Genomic DNA, 16138 nt, shown 5'->3' with positions numbered 1-16138 from the left:
GAGCCGCCAACATCACCAGGATCCGCGCGCTGCTCGTTGCGGGCATTCCCCAGCTTTAGCCTTTAGTTAGCGCGCTCGGGCTAAACGAGCGAGTATCTGACGTTTGGCATAACATGATCTTTCCAGCAATCGGGCTTTTCGAGAAGGGGGTGGCCCTCCTGCCGCCCCTTTCGACATCACGCCGCGAACTTCTTCTTCCAGGCCACGCAGGCGCGATCGGCCGCCGCAAAGGTGGCGTCGAGATCGGCGTCAGTGTGAACCGTCGAGATGAACCGCCGATTGCCCGGCAGGATAAATATCCCCTCGTTGATCAGCTCCACCTCGATGCTCGCGAGCTTGGCCAGATCGGTAGCAACGATGTCGCGCCAGTTGGTCGGCGCCTTCTCGGTGAGCAGCATGTGCCACATCGGGCCGTCGCCGAACACGAGAAGCCCCATATCGTGGCTGTCCATCACCTTCTGCATGCCCGCGCGCAGCTTGTCGGCCATGGCGAACGTGCGGTCGTAGATGCCGGGCTCCTCCAGAATGTCGAGCGTCGCCAGCGCGGTGGCGCAGCCGAGCGGATGCCCTTGTAGCGTGCCGTTCTGGTACACATAGGTGGCGTACCCCTTACGGGTCGGATCGGCCTGATCCATGATGTCGGCCCGGCCCGTAACCGCACCGACCGGGAGGCCGCCACCGATGATCTTGCCAAAGGTCGCCATGTCGGGCGTCACACCGAAATAGCCCTGCGCGCCAGAAAGCCCATACCGGAAACCCGTCACCACCTCGTCCATGATCATGACGATGCCGTGCTTCGTCGTGAGTTCACGCACAGCCTGCAGGAAGCCGGGCTTCGGCGAGATGATGCGCTGGATCGGCTCGACGATCACCGCGGCGATATCCTTGCCGTGCTCGGCGAGGATCGAGGCCAGCGTGTCCGGATCGTTGTAGGGCGCCACCAGCATCAGGTCGCGTACGACCTCCGGAATCCCGTCGGTATCGGCCACCGGGGTCGGGAAGTTGGCGAGCTTCTTCGGCGTGGTGGAGAGTTGCGTGTAGTCGTGGTTGCCGTGATAGGCGCCTTCGAATTTGAGGATCTTGTCACGCCCGGTGAAGGCACGGGCGAGCCGCATGGCGTGGAAGGTGGATTCCGAACCCGAGGTCGTCAACCGGATACGCTCGGCACAGGGGACGATGGCGTTCAGACGCCGCGTCAGCTCCACCGCACCTTCGTTTAGATAGGAGAAGAAGTGCGTGCCGCGCGCGACCTGCTCCGTTACCGCCTGCTGGAGTCGCGGATGGGCATGGCCGGTGAAGATCGCGCCCGAGCCGAGCACATAGTCAATGTACTCGTTGCCCGACGTATCCCAGAACCGCGGCCCCGCGCCATGGCTGAACACGAATTCGGTGCCCTTCGGAAAGCTGTTGCCGCCGAGCACACCGCCCGGGATGAGCCGGGCGGCATCGTCGAATTCCTGCTTCTCCTTGGCCGACAAATGGCCGTGCCGGCCGAGCTGCCCAGCGTCTTCTGACGCGTGCTGGGTGTTAAGCGACTGCATTCTCTGTCCTTTCATGTCGGGTCGCCGGCGTGCGTCTCAGGACGACGTCGTCTCGGTCGGTGCATTCTCGACGAGGCGCAGGAAGCGCCGCGTGCGTTCGTTGCGGGGATTGTCGATTACCTGCGAAGGCGGGCCGTCCTCGATGACGCGGCCTTCGTCCATGAAGATCACGCGGTCGGCGACTTCGCGGGCGAAACGGATCTCGTGGGTGACCACCATCATAGTCATGCCGGTTTCGGCAAGCTTGCGCATGACCAGCAGCACCTCGCCGACGAGCTCCGGATCGAGTGCCGAGGTCGGCTCGTCGAAGAGCATCAGCTTCGGCTTCATGGCGAGCGCCCGGGCGATGGCGACGCGCTGCTGCTGCCCGCCGGAAAGCCGGTGCGGCAGGTGGTCGGCATGATCACCAAGCCCGACGGCGGCGAGAAGTCGCCGGCCGGTCGCTTCCGCCTCGTGACGGCTTTCGCCCAGGACACGCACCGGGGCCTCCATCACGTTTTCCAGCGCCGTCATGTGGTTGAACAGGTTGAAGTGCTGGAAGACCATGGCGATGCGCGCCTTCGCCCTCGCCTGAGCGAGGTTGCGCTCGGGTGCGAGGCCGCCGCCCGGCAACCGGCGATAGCCCACAAGCCCTCCGCCAACCAGGATTTCTCCCCAGTCGATCGCTTCGAGATGATTGACGGTGCGCAGCAGGGTGGATTTGCCGGAGCCGCTCGGCCCGAGAATGGCGACCACTTCGCCTGGCTTCACGGTCAGGTCTATGCCGGCCAGCACGGTGCGCTCGCCATAGGCTTTCTGCACGTTGGAACAGGTGACGAAGGGCTGGTCCGCCGGAAGCGGATCGGCGTCGACTAACGTACGCAGCCAGTCCCGCATCTCCTCGCGGCCGTCGGCCTCGCTCGCTGGAGCCCTAACCTCTGTCGGAGCTGATGGCACAGCGGGAGACTGGGCGCGGTGTGAGAACCCCAGCATGCGCGAGAACGCACCACCGTCGGAATCCTTCGGCAGTTCGTAGTTGAACCGGCGCTCCAGCCGCTCCTGCATCACGGCGATGAGGGTGGTGATGATCAGGTAGATCAGCGCGGTCGCGCCGAACACTGTGAAGAACTTGAAATTCTGCCCGACGATCTGCTGCGAGCGGTAGGTCAGCTCGGAGACGAAGATGACCGACGCGAGCGAGGTCATCTTCAGCATGTTGATGACGTCATTGCCAACGCCCGGCAGGATCGCCCGCATAGCTTGCGGCAGTACGATGCGGCGCAGGGACAGGAAATGCCCCATTCCAAGAGAGCTTGCCGCCACCGACTGGTTCTTGTTCACCGAGAGGATGCCCCCGCGGATGATTTCGGCGCAGAAGGCGGCCTCGTTCAGCGCGAAGCCGATCACCGCCGTGGTGAAACTGTCGAAGCGCACGCCGATCAATGGCAGCGCGTCATAGATGAACACCAGTTGCAGCAGCAGCGGCGTGCCGCGCATGACCCAGATGTAAAAAGCCGATGCTCCCCGCAGAGCGGCGATGCCCGACAGGCGCATGAGGGCGAGGCCAAGCCCGAAGGCCAGCCCGAGCACCATGGCCAGCGCCGTGATCTCGATGGCGATCAGCGCGCCATTCCACAGGAAGCCTGAAGTCGCATAGCCCCACAGTTCGGCCAGGCCGGTGAGGACGGCCGAGCCCGGGACCGCGCTATCGGTCTGCGCGACCGCAGCACCTGCCGGCAGCAAAGCCGCCGACAGGGGAACAGAGAGCCGAACGAGCCCCTTCCGAAACCGATGAGACACGGTCACTTCTCGTTCTTGATGACGGCGGTGACCTGCGAAGACGGGTCAACATTGTACTTCTTGAAGATAGCGGCTTGCTCCTTCTTCGCCTGCAGCACGGTCATGCCGTCGAAGATCGCCTTGAGCAGGTCCTGATCGTCCTTGCGGACCGCCGGTCCGATCTGGATACCGCTGAGCGTCATGAAGGCGCGGTCGTACTTGCCGGGGTTTTCGGCGACCAGGGTGTCGATGAGCCCGGCGTCCCACATCATGATGTCTGCGCGCTTGTTGTCGATGAGGCGGATGCCGGCGGCAACGTCCTGGAACGACATCATTTCGACGCCCGGCTTGCCCGCCGCCTTGCAGGTCGCATCCGCCTCCTTGACGATCGACTCCTCGAAGCCCCCGAGCGTGACGGCAGCGACTGCGCCGCACATGGCGTCTTTGCTGATGATCTTCTTCGGATTACCCGCCTGCGTCATCGCGCCGGTTCCGGCCTCCATGTAGATCACGAAATCAAGGATCTTGCCGCGCTCCGGGTTATAATAGAGGTTGTCCCACAGCACATCGAGCTGGCCGGCTCGCACCGCCGGCAGTAGGCCCGACCAGGCTCCCGCGACGAATTCGTACTTCACGCCGGCGCAGTCGAATACGGCGCGTGCCACATCGGCATCCACGCCGATCAGCTTCGCGAAATCATTGGCGGGGCGCATGACATAGGGCGGGGTCTGCGGATCGACGCCGATCTTGATGGTCCGGCCGGCGAGGCCCGGATATTTTTCCGCCAGCTTGGCCGGCTCGCAGGCCGGCGCGGCTTCCGCCACGGAGGTCAGGCAAAGGGCACTGAGGGTCGCGAGAACCGCCGCCGCGGCCGGAATATGAACGCGCTTCATTCTACAACTCCGTTCCCAATCTGGTTTGGTTGCTTGATATCGATCGGCCGTTTGGATCGGCCGTTGTTCATTGGCGTTTGGGAGACCATTTGCGCGGAGCCGTCGACCGGCTCGCCCACGTGTTGCGAACAATGTCGAGAACCAGCCGCTCGGATTCGTCGATGAAGTCGCCGAGTGCATGGGCTGCCTCCTTGCGGCGCCCCGAAAGCAGGTGATCGGCAATCTCGTGGTTGGCGAGGATCCAGTGTGACTGGAAGTTCTCGTCGTTACGAGCATCGGCGAGCGCAAGACTGAGCTGCGCCATGATTACCTCGAAGAAGCGATCCAGTCGGCGGCTGCCGATGAGGCCGACAATGCCGTGATGGAAGCGCAGGCTTGCCGTGCCGACCTGTTGCCAGTCTCCCGCCTCCGCCGCCCGTTCGGCGACATCAACGAGGGTGGCGAGCATGTCGAGCCTCTCCCGGGAGGCATAGGCGCTCTGCTCCACAGCGCGGAACTGGAGGGCACGGCGGACGACGAAGATGTCGAGCACATCCTCGCTGGTCATCGCACGGACCTTGGCGCCCTTGTAGAGTTCCTGCTCGATAAGCCCTTCCGATGCCAGCTCACGCAGCGCCTCTCGCAGCGTGTTGCGCGACACGTTAAGCGTCGTGGAAAGCGCAGCCTCCCTCAGCGGCGTGCCGGAAGGCATCTGTCCCGAGAGAATGCCCTCTCTCAGGCTGTCCGCAACCCGAAGAGCTGCAGCCTCAACCGCATCGAGGTTTTCAGACGACACGTTCGACTCCTGTTCACTCGGTATGGCGCAGCCACCGTGTTCAAGTGCCATTATTGTTGAACAAAATGATTTGGAAAGCTCAAATCCTCGGCACGCTGAGAAGCAAATGGCGACTGTTTGATCAGGGCGTTTCGTCCCAAACGTGGATTTGACGAATCCGCTCCCTACCAGAGGGCAGCTTCCCCGACATTCATTATTGTTGAACAACATTTATGCAATAGGTTGCGGTAAGCGACGCTTGCAGACTTATCGCTTGACCGGCTGGGGGCGGCTGCAGGATGGCGGCTATCCGCTTAGCGGCAGCCAACAGCGGACAGACAGCTTCCGGCCCCATACCGGCCATTCGTCGCCGCCGCAGCGAACTTCGGCTTCTGGCGCGCCTCTACCGTCACGCCTCTTCCATCGCAGCGAACATCGATCGATTTGCGACAATGAGGCTAGAGATGGCGTCGATCGTCTCGCGGACGCCACTCCGGTTTCGATCCTCACCATGAACGACCAGCCATTGTTCGTGTGACAGCTCCTCAATGACAGGGCCGGTCCTGACCAGACCTTCGTGCGCCGCGCCGACAAAGCAGGGCAGCACTACCTGCCCCGCACCGGCCAGAGCCAGATCGAGAAGCGTGCGCGGATGGGACACCTCCATGCGGATCTGCGCCCGTCGATGGTCGCGAACCCACCGGGCCGACGGCGTGTCGACGGTGCAGGCGATCCAGCCGTCTCCTGCCGATCCGTCATTCGAGGCATAGGGTGCAAAGCTCACTTTTGCCGTCCGGCGCACCGCCAGCCCAGCTGTGGTCGGGCGCTGGTTGCGGATGCCGATCAGGGTTTCACGCCGGCCGATATTGTGCCGCTCCTCGGTGGCGCTGAAGACGAGAAACCGTCCGGCTGTGCCGAGTTCGGCAATGTGCCTCGTCAGGAACCAAGTCATCCAGGTTCCGGCTGAAATGCGGATCGGCAATCCTGCGTCCCGCTCGGACGGAGCTCGCACGATATCGATGATGCGCCCTTCCACCGCCTCGACCTGGAAGAGGCGTCGTTTCCCGGCCTCGGTGAGCTCATAGCCGCCCGGCAGGCGGCGGAAGAGCTCCTCGCCGAGGGCACGCTCCAGAGCGACGATATGGCGGCCGAGCGTCGCCGGGCTCTGTCCCATCGCTTTTGCCGCCGCCGCCAGCCCGCCCGCCCGCGCGACCGTCAGAAAGATCCTGAGGTCGGACCAGTCGAGCGTCGTTTCATCCATGAATGCGGCCTTTCATTTCCAGCGACTGCACGGATCGTCGTCAACATCGCACTTTCCCGGTCGATCCAGAATGGAGCTTCGGGAAAGATGACATCAAGACTGCACACGGCGCCGCGCATCGGCATGGGCTGCTGGGCTATAGGCGGCCCGTTCTGGTTCGGCGATATCGCCGCTGGCTATTCGGGGGCCGCCGACGACGAGTCCCTGCGCGCCATCCACGCCGCCTGGGATCATGGAATAAGGGTATTCGACACCTCGGCGGTCTATGGCGCCGGCCATTCCGAGCGCCTTCTCGGCGAGGCATTAGCGCGGCGGGGCGAGGCGGTGATCGTCTCGAAATTCGGCCATTCGATCGATGCCGAGACCCGGCAGTTGACGGGGCCGCGCTTCGATCCCGCCTATGTGCGCGAGTCGGTCGAGCAGAGCCTGCGGCGCCTCGGGCGGGATCATATCGACGTCATGCTACTTCATCTGAACGATCTCCCGGTCGCGGACGCCGAACCGGCTTTCGAGACACTGGAAGCCTTCGTGGCGGCCGGCGCCATCGGCAGCTATGGCTGGAGCACGGATTTCCCGGCGAGCGCCGGGGCCATGGCGCGCCGGCTCGGCTTCTCCACCGTGCAGCATTCCATGAACCTATTCTTCGATGCGCCTTCCATGTGCCGGGTGGCGATGGAGCATGGCCTAACCCAACTCATTCGCTCGCCGCTCGGCATGGGCGTGCTGACCGGAAAGTTCGATGACGGCCGCGTCGTGCCAGAAGGAGACGTGCGCGTCGGCCCCCCGGACTGGCAGGGCTATTTCGATGCCGGGCGTCCGCGCCCGGATCTGGCACGGCAGATGGCGGCGGTTCGAGAGCTGCTCACGGTCGGCGGCCGGACGCTGGCGCAGGGCGCGCTGTGTTGGCTGCTGGCCAAGGGACCGGGAATTCTGCCAATTCCCGGAGCCAAGTCCGCGGCCCAGGCAACCGAGAACGCAGGAGCTATGGCGTTAGGCCCGCTCCCCGAGCCCGTCATGCTCGAGATCGAGAGGCTGCTCCAACGTCCACCCGAGGGATCGCCGCGCGCGCGATGACTGAGAACACGATCCGCTTCGGATCGACTGTTTCAAAGCTTCCACCTATTCCGATGGGGAGTGGATCGGGCCACATGCGCTTTCTCGAAGCCGCGTCACCTTCTCCTTCTCCTGCTCCAGCTGGTGTAGCCGCCGGCTCGTCCGCCAATGAATTCGACGCCGTCAGACCAGCCCTTCCAGTCGAGCTATGGAAACACGGTGAAGCTCACTGGAGCCGGTGGCAATAATGTTGACGTTCTGCTCGCGAAGGAGTCCGCGCCCCGACCAGTCGGTGATAACGCCGCCCGCACCTTCGACGATCGGAACGAGAGGTAGATAGTCCCAGATCTTCATGCCGCAGTCCGTGACGATATCGGCATAGCCGGAGGCGAGGAGGCCATAACCATAGGCTTCTCCCTCCATGAGGCGGTTCTTACCCGGCAGGGCATTCCAGACTGCCATCGGGTCTTGCAGGCGCATCATTCCACCACCCAGGAACACCGTAGCGTCGCCAAGCGATGCACATTCACGAACCCGGGCAAGGTGCCCTCCCTCCTTGTCGAAGAACATGGTGGGATGGCCACGGGCCCCGATCCATCGTTCATCCGTCGCGGGCGCATCGAGCAGGCCCAGAATGGGACTGCCTTCGAACAGGAGGGAAATGAGAACCGCGAACTGAGGATGGGCTGCGGCGAAACGTGAGGTGCCGTCGATCGGATCGACCACCCATTGTAAGGCCGAGGAGGTGCCAAGCGCCTCGAACTCCTCTCCTATGATGTCGTGCGTCGGGAAGGCGGCCGAAATCATCCCCCGCAGATGGGTCTCCACCGCGAGGTCGGCCTCCGTCACCAGCGAGGCGTCGGGCTTTCTGGTTATGCCGGGGTTCTGGCGGAAGTATTTCATTGCCGTCGCCCGGGCGGCATCGGCAAAGCAGGCAGCGGCTTCCAGATAGCGCGGGTCGCAAGCCATGGGATCACGCATGTCGGCGCCTCACCGTGATCGCCATTGCTGCGTGCTGTGGATAGAGCGCGCGAGCAGCAGGTTCTTGAGCAGCATGAAGACCGCAATGGTGACGAAGATGACGATGGACATCGCCGAGGCCGGCGCGATCTTGCCGGCATCGTTCCAGCGCACGATGGTGATGGAGGCCAGCTGAGTATCGGCCGAGAACAGGAAGATCACGGCGGAGACCGTCGTCATCGCGTTCACGAACAGATAGCCCCAGATATCGACGATGGCTGGCAGGCAGATCGGCGCGACGATGCTCCGCAGCATGCGGTAGCGCGACACGCGCAGCGAGGCGCAGACCGCGTTGAACTCCCTATCGATCTGCTTCAGTGCCGTCAGCGCGATGAGATGGGGGACCGTGTAGAAATGAACGATTGTCGACAGGACGAGTATGGTCATCGTCCCGTAGACGACATTGAGAGGGTTGTCGGGGTTGTTGAAGAAGAAAATATAGGAGAGGCCCAGCACAAGTCCGGGGATTGCCAGCGGCACCATGCTGAGAAAGTGAACCGCCGCCCGCAATTGCGCGGCGCCACGCACCGTCTCGACCAGAAACGCCCCGAGGAAGACGAGCGCGGTGCCAAAGAGACTGGTGAGCAGCGCGAGCAGAATGCTGTGGGCGTAAACCGAGAGGCCGGTATTATCGACTGCCTCGAAATTATAGTGGGCCCATGTCAGGCTCAAATTATATGGCCAGTACCGCACGACCGAGCCGAACGCCGTGATGCCAACGAGGGCCACGAAGCAGATTCCGACGACACCGCCAAAAATCAGGAAGGCAAGGTCGCGAGCCCGGTTCGGCTTTATTGTCAGCGGAACCGACTGTGCGGAGACCATCGACACATTGCCCCGGAGCACCCGGCGTTCGATGATGAAGGACAATAGCGCCGGCACCAGCAGGCACAGGCCGACAACCGCGCCCATGCTGAAATCGAACAGGCCGATGACCTGTTTGAAGATTTCCGTGGCCAGCACGGGGTAGGAGCCGCCGATCACGGCCGGCGCGCCGAAATCGGTGAATACCTTCACGAATACCGCGAGCGTCGCGCTGACAAGGCCATAGCGGCAACTCGGCAGGGTGATCGCAAGGAAGCTGCGTACCGGCCCGGCGCGCATGGCGAGGGCGGCATCGTAAAGTCGCTGGTCCGCCATCAGGAGGGAGGTGGAGAGGATGAGCACCGCCTGGGGAAAGGCGAAGATCACCTCCGCCATGACGATGCCAATGGGACCATAGATGCTGTGCCCGAACATCAGATCGCGCAGCACGCCTTTCTGACCGAACAGATAGATCAGCGCCAGTGCCGGCAGCAGCGACGGCGCAAGCAGCGGGATCATGGAAAGCGCCCGGAAGGTGGAACGGAACGGCGTCCGTGTGCGCGTCAGAAGGTAGGCGAAGGCGAAGCCGAGGCTGACCGTGATGACCGTCGAGATCGACGAGATAAAGACGCTGTTGATCGCCGCCTGCGCCAGTCCGGCCTCGGTCATGAAACGCCGGAAATTGGCGAGACCGACGAAGCCGCCATCATTGTCTTGCACGCTGCGGATGAGCAGGAAGCACAGAGGGAGAACGATGGTGACGATCTGGAAAAGAAAGATCGCACCGAGCAGCAGGGTCAGGGATCGCTCGTCCCGCGCCGATTTCTGCACGATATGTGAGGGAGCGTGCCCGGTAAGGGAGTTCAGCATGCCGCATCTCCCTCGACGGAAAACAGCATGAGCTTTTCCGCGGGAAGCGCGACGGATAATTCTTCGCCTTCCCGGATGTTCAGCGCTTCGATCTGGTTCCCGAGCACGCAGGCGTGGATCGGCCGCTGCGAAAAATCGGGCACCGACAGCCGGATCCGCGACAGGATGCCGGAGAACTCAACGGTCTCGACCGTCGCGGAAAAAACATTGCCGCCCGACGCCGCCCGAGGGCGCAGCACGACCTCTTCCGGCCGTATCGACACCAGAACCGTGGTCGAGGCGAGATAGCTCCGGTCGGATCGGCAGGCGATCAGCCGGTCGCCGACTTGCACCTGCCCGCGGTCCTGGAACACGGCTTGCGTGGTGTTGATGTCGCCGACGAAATGCGCGACGAAGGCGGTGCTCGGGTCGCGGTAGATGGTGGACGGCGTGTCGAATTGCTCGACGCGCCCCCGGTTCATGACGATCACGCGGTCGGCCATCGAGAGCGCCTCGTCCTGGTCATGGGTCACCATGATCGTGGTGATGCCGAGCTTGCGCTGCAGATCGCGCATTTCCTCGCGCAACCGGGCCCGCACGCGGGCATCGAGGGCGGAGAGAGGTTCGTCGAGCAGCAGCAGTCCGGGCTGCATGGCGATGGCACGGGCGATGGCGACACGCTGCTGCTGCCCGCCCGAGAGCTGCGAGGGATATTTGGCCGCATGCTCGGCGATCCCGACCAGTTCGAGCAGTTCCGCGCAACGCCGGGCGATATCGGTCCGGCTCAGGCCCCGCCCCTTGAGGCCGAAGCCGACATTCTCGGTCGCGGTCAGGTTGGGAAACAGGGCATAGGATTGAAACACGATGCCGAAGTCCCGCTCCGACGCGGGCAGGCGGGCGATCTCGCGCCCGTCCTGTTGAATGTCGCCGGCGCTCTGGGACTCAAGCCCGGCAATGACCCGCAGCAATGTGGTCTTTCCGCAACCGGATGGCCCCAGGAAGCAGACGAACTCGCCTTTCCGGATCGAAAAGGAGACCTCGTCGAGAACACGGATAGCGCCATAATTCTTGGAAACACCGGCGAGGGTGAGATAGGGCGCTTCCCCATCGGGCGGTTTCAATCGGCTCATGAGGCTCTCTGGGATCGGGCGTGGAGCGTTCAGTGCCGACTCCTTGAGGCGGCATATGGCGGGACCCCTGCGGATTCAAAGCTCTGCAGGGGCCACGAGCGACTGACCGTGCGGGTTCACTTCTTCGGGGCGCTTTTGCCACCGTAGCGCTTCTGCCATTCGGCAAGGATGCGGTCCTTGTTGGCCGCGAGCCAGTTATAGTCGAAGAAGTTCATCTTCTCTTCTTCGTTGGTGGGATAGTTGGCCGCCGTCGTGCTGGCCACCCCCTTGCGGGCGAGCACCGCATAGTATTTTCCCGCGATCTTCTGGGCGTCCTCGGTCGCCATGAAGTCGATCAGAAGCTTGGCCGCCTTGACGTTCTTGGCGCCCTTGAGAATGGCGTTGCCCTCGATCTCCGCTCCATTGCCTTCCTCGGGCAGGATCACCGCCAGCGGCGCGCCTGCGTTGATCGACTGCACGCCGATATTGGGATAGGATAAACCGATAATGGCCTCGCCGCTGGCCGCCATCCGGCACGGCGCCGAGCCGGAATGGAGATACTGCGCCACGTTCTCGTGCAGCTTGTCCATGTAGCTCCAGGCGCCTTCTTCGCCCAGCAGCTGGAACCAGTTGGCGACCATCAGGAGGCCGGTGCCCGACGAGGCCGGGTTGGGCATGACGATCTGGCCCTTATAGGCCGGCGACGTCAGGTCCGACCATTTGGTCGGTGTCGGCGCGTTCCGCGCCTCGGCTTCCGCCTTGTTGAAGCAGATCGCGCTGCCGAAAGCGTCGACGGGCGTCCACTGCGGGCCGCCGGGTTCGCGATCCGTCATGTGAGGCTTGAGATGCTCCGCCTCAGTGGTCTTGTAGGTGTCGAGCAAGCCCTGCTTCTGCAGAATGACCAGCGAACTGCCCGGAAGGGAAAGGATGACATCCGCTTGCGGATTGGATTTCTCCGCCAGGACACGGGCAAGCACCGGGCCGCCGGAGCCGTGGATCACATTGACTTTGAGCTCGGGGTACTTGGCCTTGAACACCGGCATGAACTCGGCGAGGAAGGGTTCTTCGTTGACGCTGTAGACGTTCAGCGTCCCCGTGACCGTATCCGCCTGCGCGACCGATGAGATCAGGACCATCGACAGGGCGAGGACCGTCTTGCGCGAGGCGAGAAGACCGCGATCCAGCACGTCACGTTTCATTCCAGTTCCCCATTATTGGTTGATTTCCTCCCGATTAGCCCATGGCAGGCACGCGGCAACAATGACGATGTTTGGAAGCATTCATTCGCTGGGATTATGAATAAAACCGGCGCGGCCGGGCCCGGAGAGGGCGGGGGCTCAGCCCTTCTCGGCGCCCGAGAAAGGCGATGGCACGCTGCGCACGATCGCGATGAAGTCCGCGAGCAGTCTGTGCGACGTGTCCCGGTAGCCGATGCCGATGCGGCAGGCCGGCATGTCATCGATGATCCTGAACTCGACACCGGGCCGCGAATAGAACTTCGCCGTGCTCTCGGCGGAAATGCTGATGCCTTTCCCGGTCGCGACGGCCTGAAGCTCGGATTCGACCGTCGCCGCTTCCAGCACGACCTTCGGCATGCGCCCGCCGCGATGTTCCATCGCGAGCCAGTAGTCGCGCCAGACGCTGTCGCCGGGCGCGCTGATGATCGGCTCGTCGAGGATATCGGCAAGAACGACGGAGGTGCGGGCGGCCAGGGGATGACCGACCGGCAGACAGACCACGCAGGGCTCCCGCGCCAGTTCCACGACGTGGATGTCGTCGATCGCGATGGGAGGTCTTATGATGCCGCAGTCGACCTTGTGGTCGCGCAAACCGGCGGTCGGGTCGGAGAAGTCGAATTCGCTGAGCGCGAGATGCGCATTGGGATGCAGGCGCTCGAACTCGCGCACGATCGTCGGTATGTACTCGACCGCGGTGCCTATCAGGAAGCCGACCCGCAGCTCGTTCTTCAGCGAGAGCTGCAGCGAATGAGCTTCGCCCGCAAAATCCTCGACCGCGCGCTGGATTCGCCGCGCCTTGTCGAACAGGCGCTGCCCTTCTTCCGTCAACTCGACCCGGCGGGTCGTGCGGGCGAAGAGGGGGAAGCCGACATCCTGCTCCAGCTGAATGATGGTCTGCGAAAGGGCAGGCTGCGAGACGTTCAGCCTCGCGGCCGCTCGCGCGAAGCTTTTCTCGATCGCAACCGTGACAAAGGCGCGGATATGGCGGAACTGGATATTCATAATCTGGCCGAATTAATCCTTCGGCCATTCGTCATTGTTGTCAATCGCATTGCATGAATAATCGCCTCATTCGAATTCGTTGAGGTGATCCATGAACATCGGCCGCCAAAAAGTAGCTGACGAAAGCAATTATATAGATGTCGGCAGGAAATCCCTTGTTCACGATCCAGTAGAGGGCGACGATACCAAAATCACCCTCGTCCGTGCCCTCGGCTCCCTCGTCTGGGATGATAAGGGGAAGGAATATCTCGACTGCACATCGCAGGCATGGTCCAACAATCTCGGCGCCAACGATCCGCGCGTGATCGACGCGGCCATCGCGCAGATGCGCGAGATCACCCATGCGCGTCCGAACTTCAACACGCTCCCGCTGCTCGAACTGACGGCGCGCCTGCGTGACATCGCGCCCGGCGATCTGACGCGCATCGGCTACTGTCTTCACGGCAGCCTTGCGGTCGAGATGGCGATCAAGCTTGCCTTCCGGAACAAGCCCGGGCGGCACAATCTCATCGTGCTGCAGGATGCCTATCACGGCCGGTCCATCACCACGATGGCGGCAAGCTGGCCGCATCCGAACAACCCGTTTCTGTCGATCCAGCCGCGCTTCGTGCGTGTCCCGCATCCCGATCCCTATCGTCCGCGGCTGGACTTCGATGTCGAGACGGATTCGAAACTCTGCCTCCAGCTTCTGGAGGACACGATCCAGCGCGGCGTCGATGGCGGCGTCGCGGCCATTATGCTGGAGCCGATCATGGGCAATGGCGGGCACATCGTGCTGCCCCGCAGCTTTCTGGCCGGCATCCGCGACATTTGCGATCGCTACGACATCGTGCTGATCTGGGATGAAATCCAGAGCTGCTTCGGCCGGACCGGCGCCATGTTCGCCTCCGATTATTACGGCATCGTTCCCGACATCATGACCTTCGGTAAGGGCGTGGGCGGCGGTTTTCCGCTTGCCGGCATCATGGCGAGCGAGAAGCTCGCGGGCTTCCAGTCGGGCGAGGATGCGCTGACCTTCGGCCAGTTCCCGGTCGCGATGGCCGCGGCGGTCGCCACGCTCGATGCGATCATCTCCGACAATCTTTGCGACAATGCGCGAAAGCTCGGCAACTACGCCACCCAGCGCCTGCACGAGCTGGCCGCCCGCCATCCCCTCATCGGCGACATCCGCGGGCCGGGACTGTTCGTCTCCTTCGAACTGGTCAAAGACCGCGCCACCAAGGAGCCGGCCTGCCGGGCGGCCGGCGAGGTCTACAAGCGCGGCCTCAAAAGGGGCGTGCTGTATGGCGAGAGCCGATATGCGGGGCTCGGCAACCTGATCAAGGTCAAGCCGCCGCTCGATTGCACGCTTCAACAGATGTCGCACGCGCTCGATGTTCTCGATGGCGTGCTCGGCTCGATTGAAGCCGACGGCATTGCCTAACCCGGCGGAGATCGCTGGCACGGGAAATTTTGTTTGGGCCGGCACTTGGCTAGCAAGTGCCGGCGTCAAAACCTGGTTGCAATGTCCCCATCCCGGGCCGGGTCTAACGGCCGCTCTTGGCGCGAGATCGACGTTTCTTGTTTCGCGGCAGCGGACCAGTGAAGGCCACATCGGTCATATTGCTGACAGAGCAGCAGCGGCCATGATCCGTCTGCGTTTGGCGTCGACCTCGGTGCCGTAGGGGGCCGAGCGCTGCTTAAGATCGTTCAAGATCGATTGCGCAACATCTCCCTGCGCCGCGATCGGCAGCACTCGGTTGTGATAGTCGTCCGCGCCGAGCCGCTGCTCCCCGCCGAGGACCACGGGGAGAAGATCAATGGCCGCTACCCTCCCATCGCCGTCGAAATGGCAGGTCGCGACCACGCTTTTCCAGACCTCGGGCGGGCTCCATTCTGTCTGCCCCTCCTTCAGGTGGAACAGGAAATTTCCGAGGCCGTAGAACAGCGGCGCGCCCTTGTAGATCTCGATCGCCTGCAGCACGGGAGCGCCATGGCCGACGAAGGCGCCGGCGCCCGCATCGACGCAGCGATGCGCGAAATCGACGACCCACGCCGGCACGTTCTGCCAGCTCGGCTCCCAGTGATGCTGGTGCAGATAGGCGATCACGAAGGCGCCCCCGGCCGCAGCGCGGCGTATCGCGTCGAGCTGAAGGCAGGCACTGTCCTCGTCCACGACGATGCGGCGGCACGGCGCGGCGGCCTCGCCGAAGATCGTGCCCCAGAAGTCGATCTCATCCGCCGCGACCGAGGGACGGTCATTGGGCTGCGCGTAATTCGCCCGTTCCAGCGATGAACTCTCGAACAGGCGCTGGATCTCCCGCAGGGGTTCGATCCGGGCGGGGTCCAGCTCGAAAATCCGCTTCACGCGCAGCCGGTTCACGCCGGGGCGCGCCGGGCGATCCCTGTCCGCGTCGTCGGCATACATGTTGTCCGGACCGGGGCCCGCATCCATCGCCACCAGCGCGACCTCGCGCCCGCCTAGTTGCGCGATGCCGGCGCTCTCGGCGTCGGCCCGGTTGATGCCGATCCCCGCGTGCAGGAATCCGCGCGAGCCGACCTCTTCCAGCGTCGACAGGATGCCGGAAGGGCCGAGATCGAAGGCGTGATTGTTCGACAACGACAGCACGTTGAAGCCGATGGCCTTCAACGCATCGAGCACGTCGGGGCCGGACGAGCCGAAATAGAACCCCTTGAGCGGCCAGCCCTGGTGCCGGCCGTAGATGCAGCCCTCGAAATTGGTGAAGGCGACATCGGCGCGCCGCAGGGTTTCGACCACGCGGACGAAACCGGGCTCGGCAGCTTCCCGCACATCGTGATGGATGAGCGACTGGCCCGTCACGGCGAGGGTGAACGGCTTGGACATGACACGGTGTT

At 63.3% G+C, this 16138-nt stretch carries 13 protein-coding genes; 2 read left to right on the top strand and 11 right to left on the bottom strand.

The features are described from left to right. Positions 1 to 176: 176 nt before the first annotated feature. From MKI84_RS05340 to MKI84_RS05315, 5 genes are all read right to left on the bottom strand, one after another. Positions 177 to 1541 carry an aspartate aminotransferase family protein gene (locus MKI84_RS05340; protein ID WP_241617166.1) on the bottom strand — a complete coding sequence of 455 codons (1365 nt, stop codon included), beginning with the start codon at positions 1539 to 1541 and terminating at the stop codon, positions 177 to 179. A 36-nt stretch (positions 1542 to 1577) separates the two neighbouring features. Beyond that, the gene (locus tag MKI84_RS20635; protein WP_342593615.1) at positions 1578 to 3326 is read right to left on the bottom strand and encodes an amino acid ABC transporter permease/ATP-binding protein; all 1749 of its coding nucleotides are present in this window, start codon (positions 3324 to 3326) and stop codon (positions 1578 to 1580) included. After that, positions 3323 to 4372: an ABC transporter substrate-binding protein gene (locus tag MKI84_RS05325; RefSeq protein ID WP_241617164.1), complete on the bottom strand. Its 1050-nt coding sequence runs from the start codon at positions 4370 to 4372 to the stop codon at positions 3323 to 3325. The genes MKI84_RS20635 and MKI84_RS05325 overlap by 4 nt, the downstream gene beginning before the upstream one ends. Further along, positions 4260 to 4967, bottom strand: coding sequence for a GntR family transcriptional regulator (locus tag MKI84_RS05320; protein ID WP_241617162.1), 708 nt, complete (start codon positions 4965 to 4967; stop codon positions 4260 to 4262). Before MKI84_RS05320 ends, MKI84_RS05325 begins: the two co-directional genes overlap by 113 nt. 388 nt (positions 4968 to 5355) lie before the next feature. Next, positions 5356 to 6207: a LysR family transcriptional regulator gene (locus MKI84_RS05315; protein WP_241617160.1), complete on the bottom strand. Its 852-nt coding sequence runs from the start codon at positions 6205 to 6207 to the stop codon at positions 5356 to 5358. A gap of 123 nt (positions 6208 to 6330) precedes the next feature. On the opposite strand from MKI84_RS05315, the gene MKI84_RS05310 reads away from it, so the two are divergent. Further along, positions 6331 to 7281: an aldo/keto reductase gene (locus MKI84_RS05310; protein ID WP_241617569.1), complete on the top strand. Its 951-nt coding sequence runs from the start codon at positions 6331 to 6333 to the stop codon at positions 7279 to 7281. A 162-nt stretch (positions 7282 to 7443) separates the two neighbouring features. Here the strand turns inward: MKI84_RS05310 and MKI84_RS05305 are convergent, their stop codons facing one another. The 5 genes from MKI84_RS05305 to MKI84_RS05285 all read right to left on the bottom strand — a co-directional run bounded on the left by MKI84_RS05305 (position 7444) and on the right by MKI84_RS05285 (position 13282). Continuing rightward, positions 7444 to 8241, bottom strand: coding sequence for an inositol monophosphatase family protein (locus MKI84_RS05305; protein WP_241617158.1), 798 nt, complete (start codon positions 8239 to 8241; stop codon positions 7444 to 7446). 9 nt (positions 8242 to 8250) lie between these two features. Further along, complete coding sequence (locus tag MKI84_RS05300) at positions 8251 to 9954, bottom strand: putative 2-aminoethylphosphonate ABC transporter permease subunit (RefSeq protein WP_241617156.1); 1704 nt, start codon at positions 9952 to 9954, stop codon at positions 8251 to 8253. After that, on the bottom strand, positions 9948 to 11063 hold the full coding sequence (locus tag MKI84_RS05295) for a putative 2-aminoethylphosphonate ABC transporter ATP-binding protein (RefSeq protein ID WP_241617153.1): 1116 nt from the start codon (positions 11061 to 11063) through the stop codon (positions 9948 to 9950). The genes MKI84_RS05300 and MKI84_RS05295 overlap by 7 nt, the downstream gene beginning before the upstream one ends. Before the next feature lie 116 nt (positions 11064 to 11179). Continuing rightward, positions 11180 to 12241, bottom strand: coding sequence for an extracellular solute-binding protein (locus MKI84_RS05290; protein WP_241617149.1), 1062 nt, complete (start codon positions 12239 to 12241; stop codon positions 11180 to 11182). Between the two features lie 138 nt (positions 12242 to 12379). Then, entirely contained in the window at positions 12380 to 13282 is a 903-nt protein-coding gene (locus tag MKI84_RS05285) for a LysR family transcriptional regulator (protein WP_241617147.1), read from the bottom strand. A 91-nt stretch (positions 13283 to 13373) separates the two neighbouring features. Here MKI84_RS05285 and MKI84_RS05280 point away from each other — a divergent pair, with 91 nt between their 5' ends. Next, positions 13374 to 14705, top strand: coding sequence for an aspartate aminotransferase family protein (locus MKI84_RS05280; RefSeq protein ID WP_241617145.1), 1332 nt, complete (start codon positions 13374 to 13376; stop codon positions 14703 to 14705). Positions 14706 to 14879: 174 nt separating this feature from the next. Here MKI84_RS05280 and MKI84_RS05275 read toward each other — a convergent pair whose 3' ends face one another. Beyond that, a complete protein-coding gene (locus MKI84_RS05275) occupies positions 14880 to 16127 on the bottom strand; it encodes a CapA family protein (protein ID WP_241617143.1) in 1248 nt (415 codons plus the stop codon). Positions 16128 to 16138: the final 11 nt, after the last annotated feature.

Source organism: Ancylobacter gelatini (assembly GCF_022601675.1).
GTDB lineage: Bacteria > Pseudomonadota > Alphaproteobacteria > Rhizobiales > Xanthobacteraceae > Ancylobacter > Ancylobacter gelatini.
This window is presented reverse-complemented; position numbering and strand designations above follow the sequence as displayed.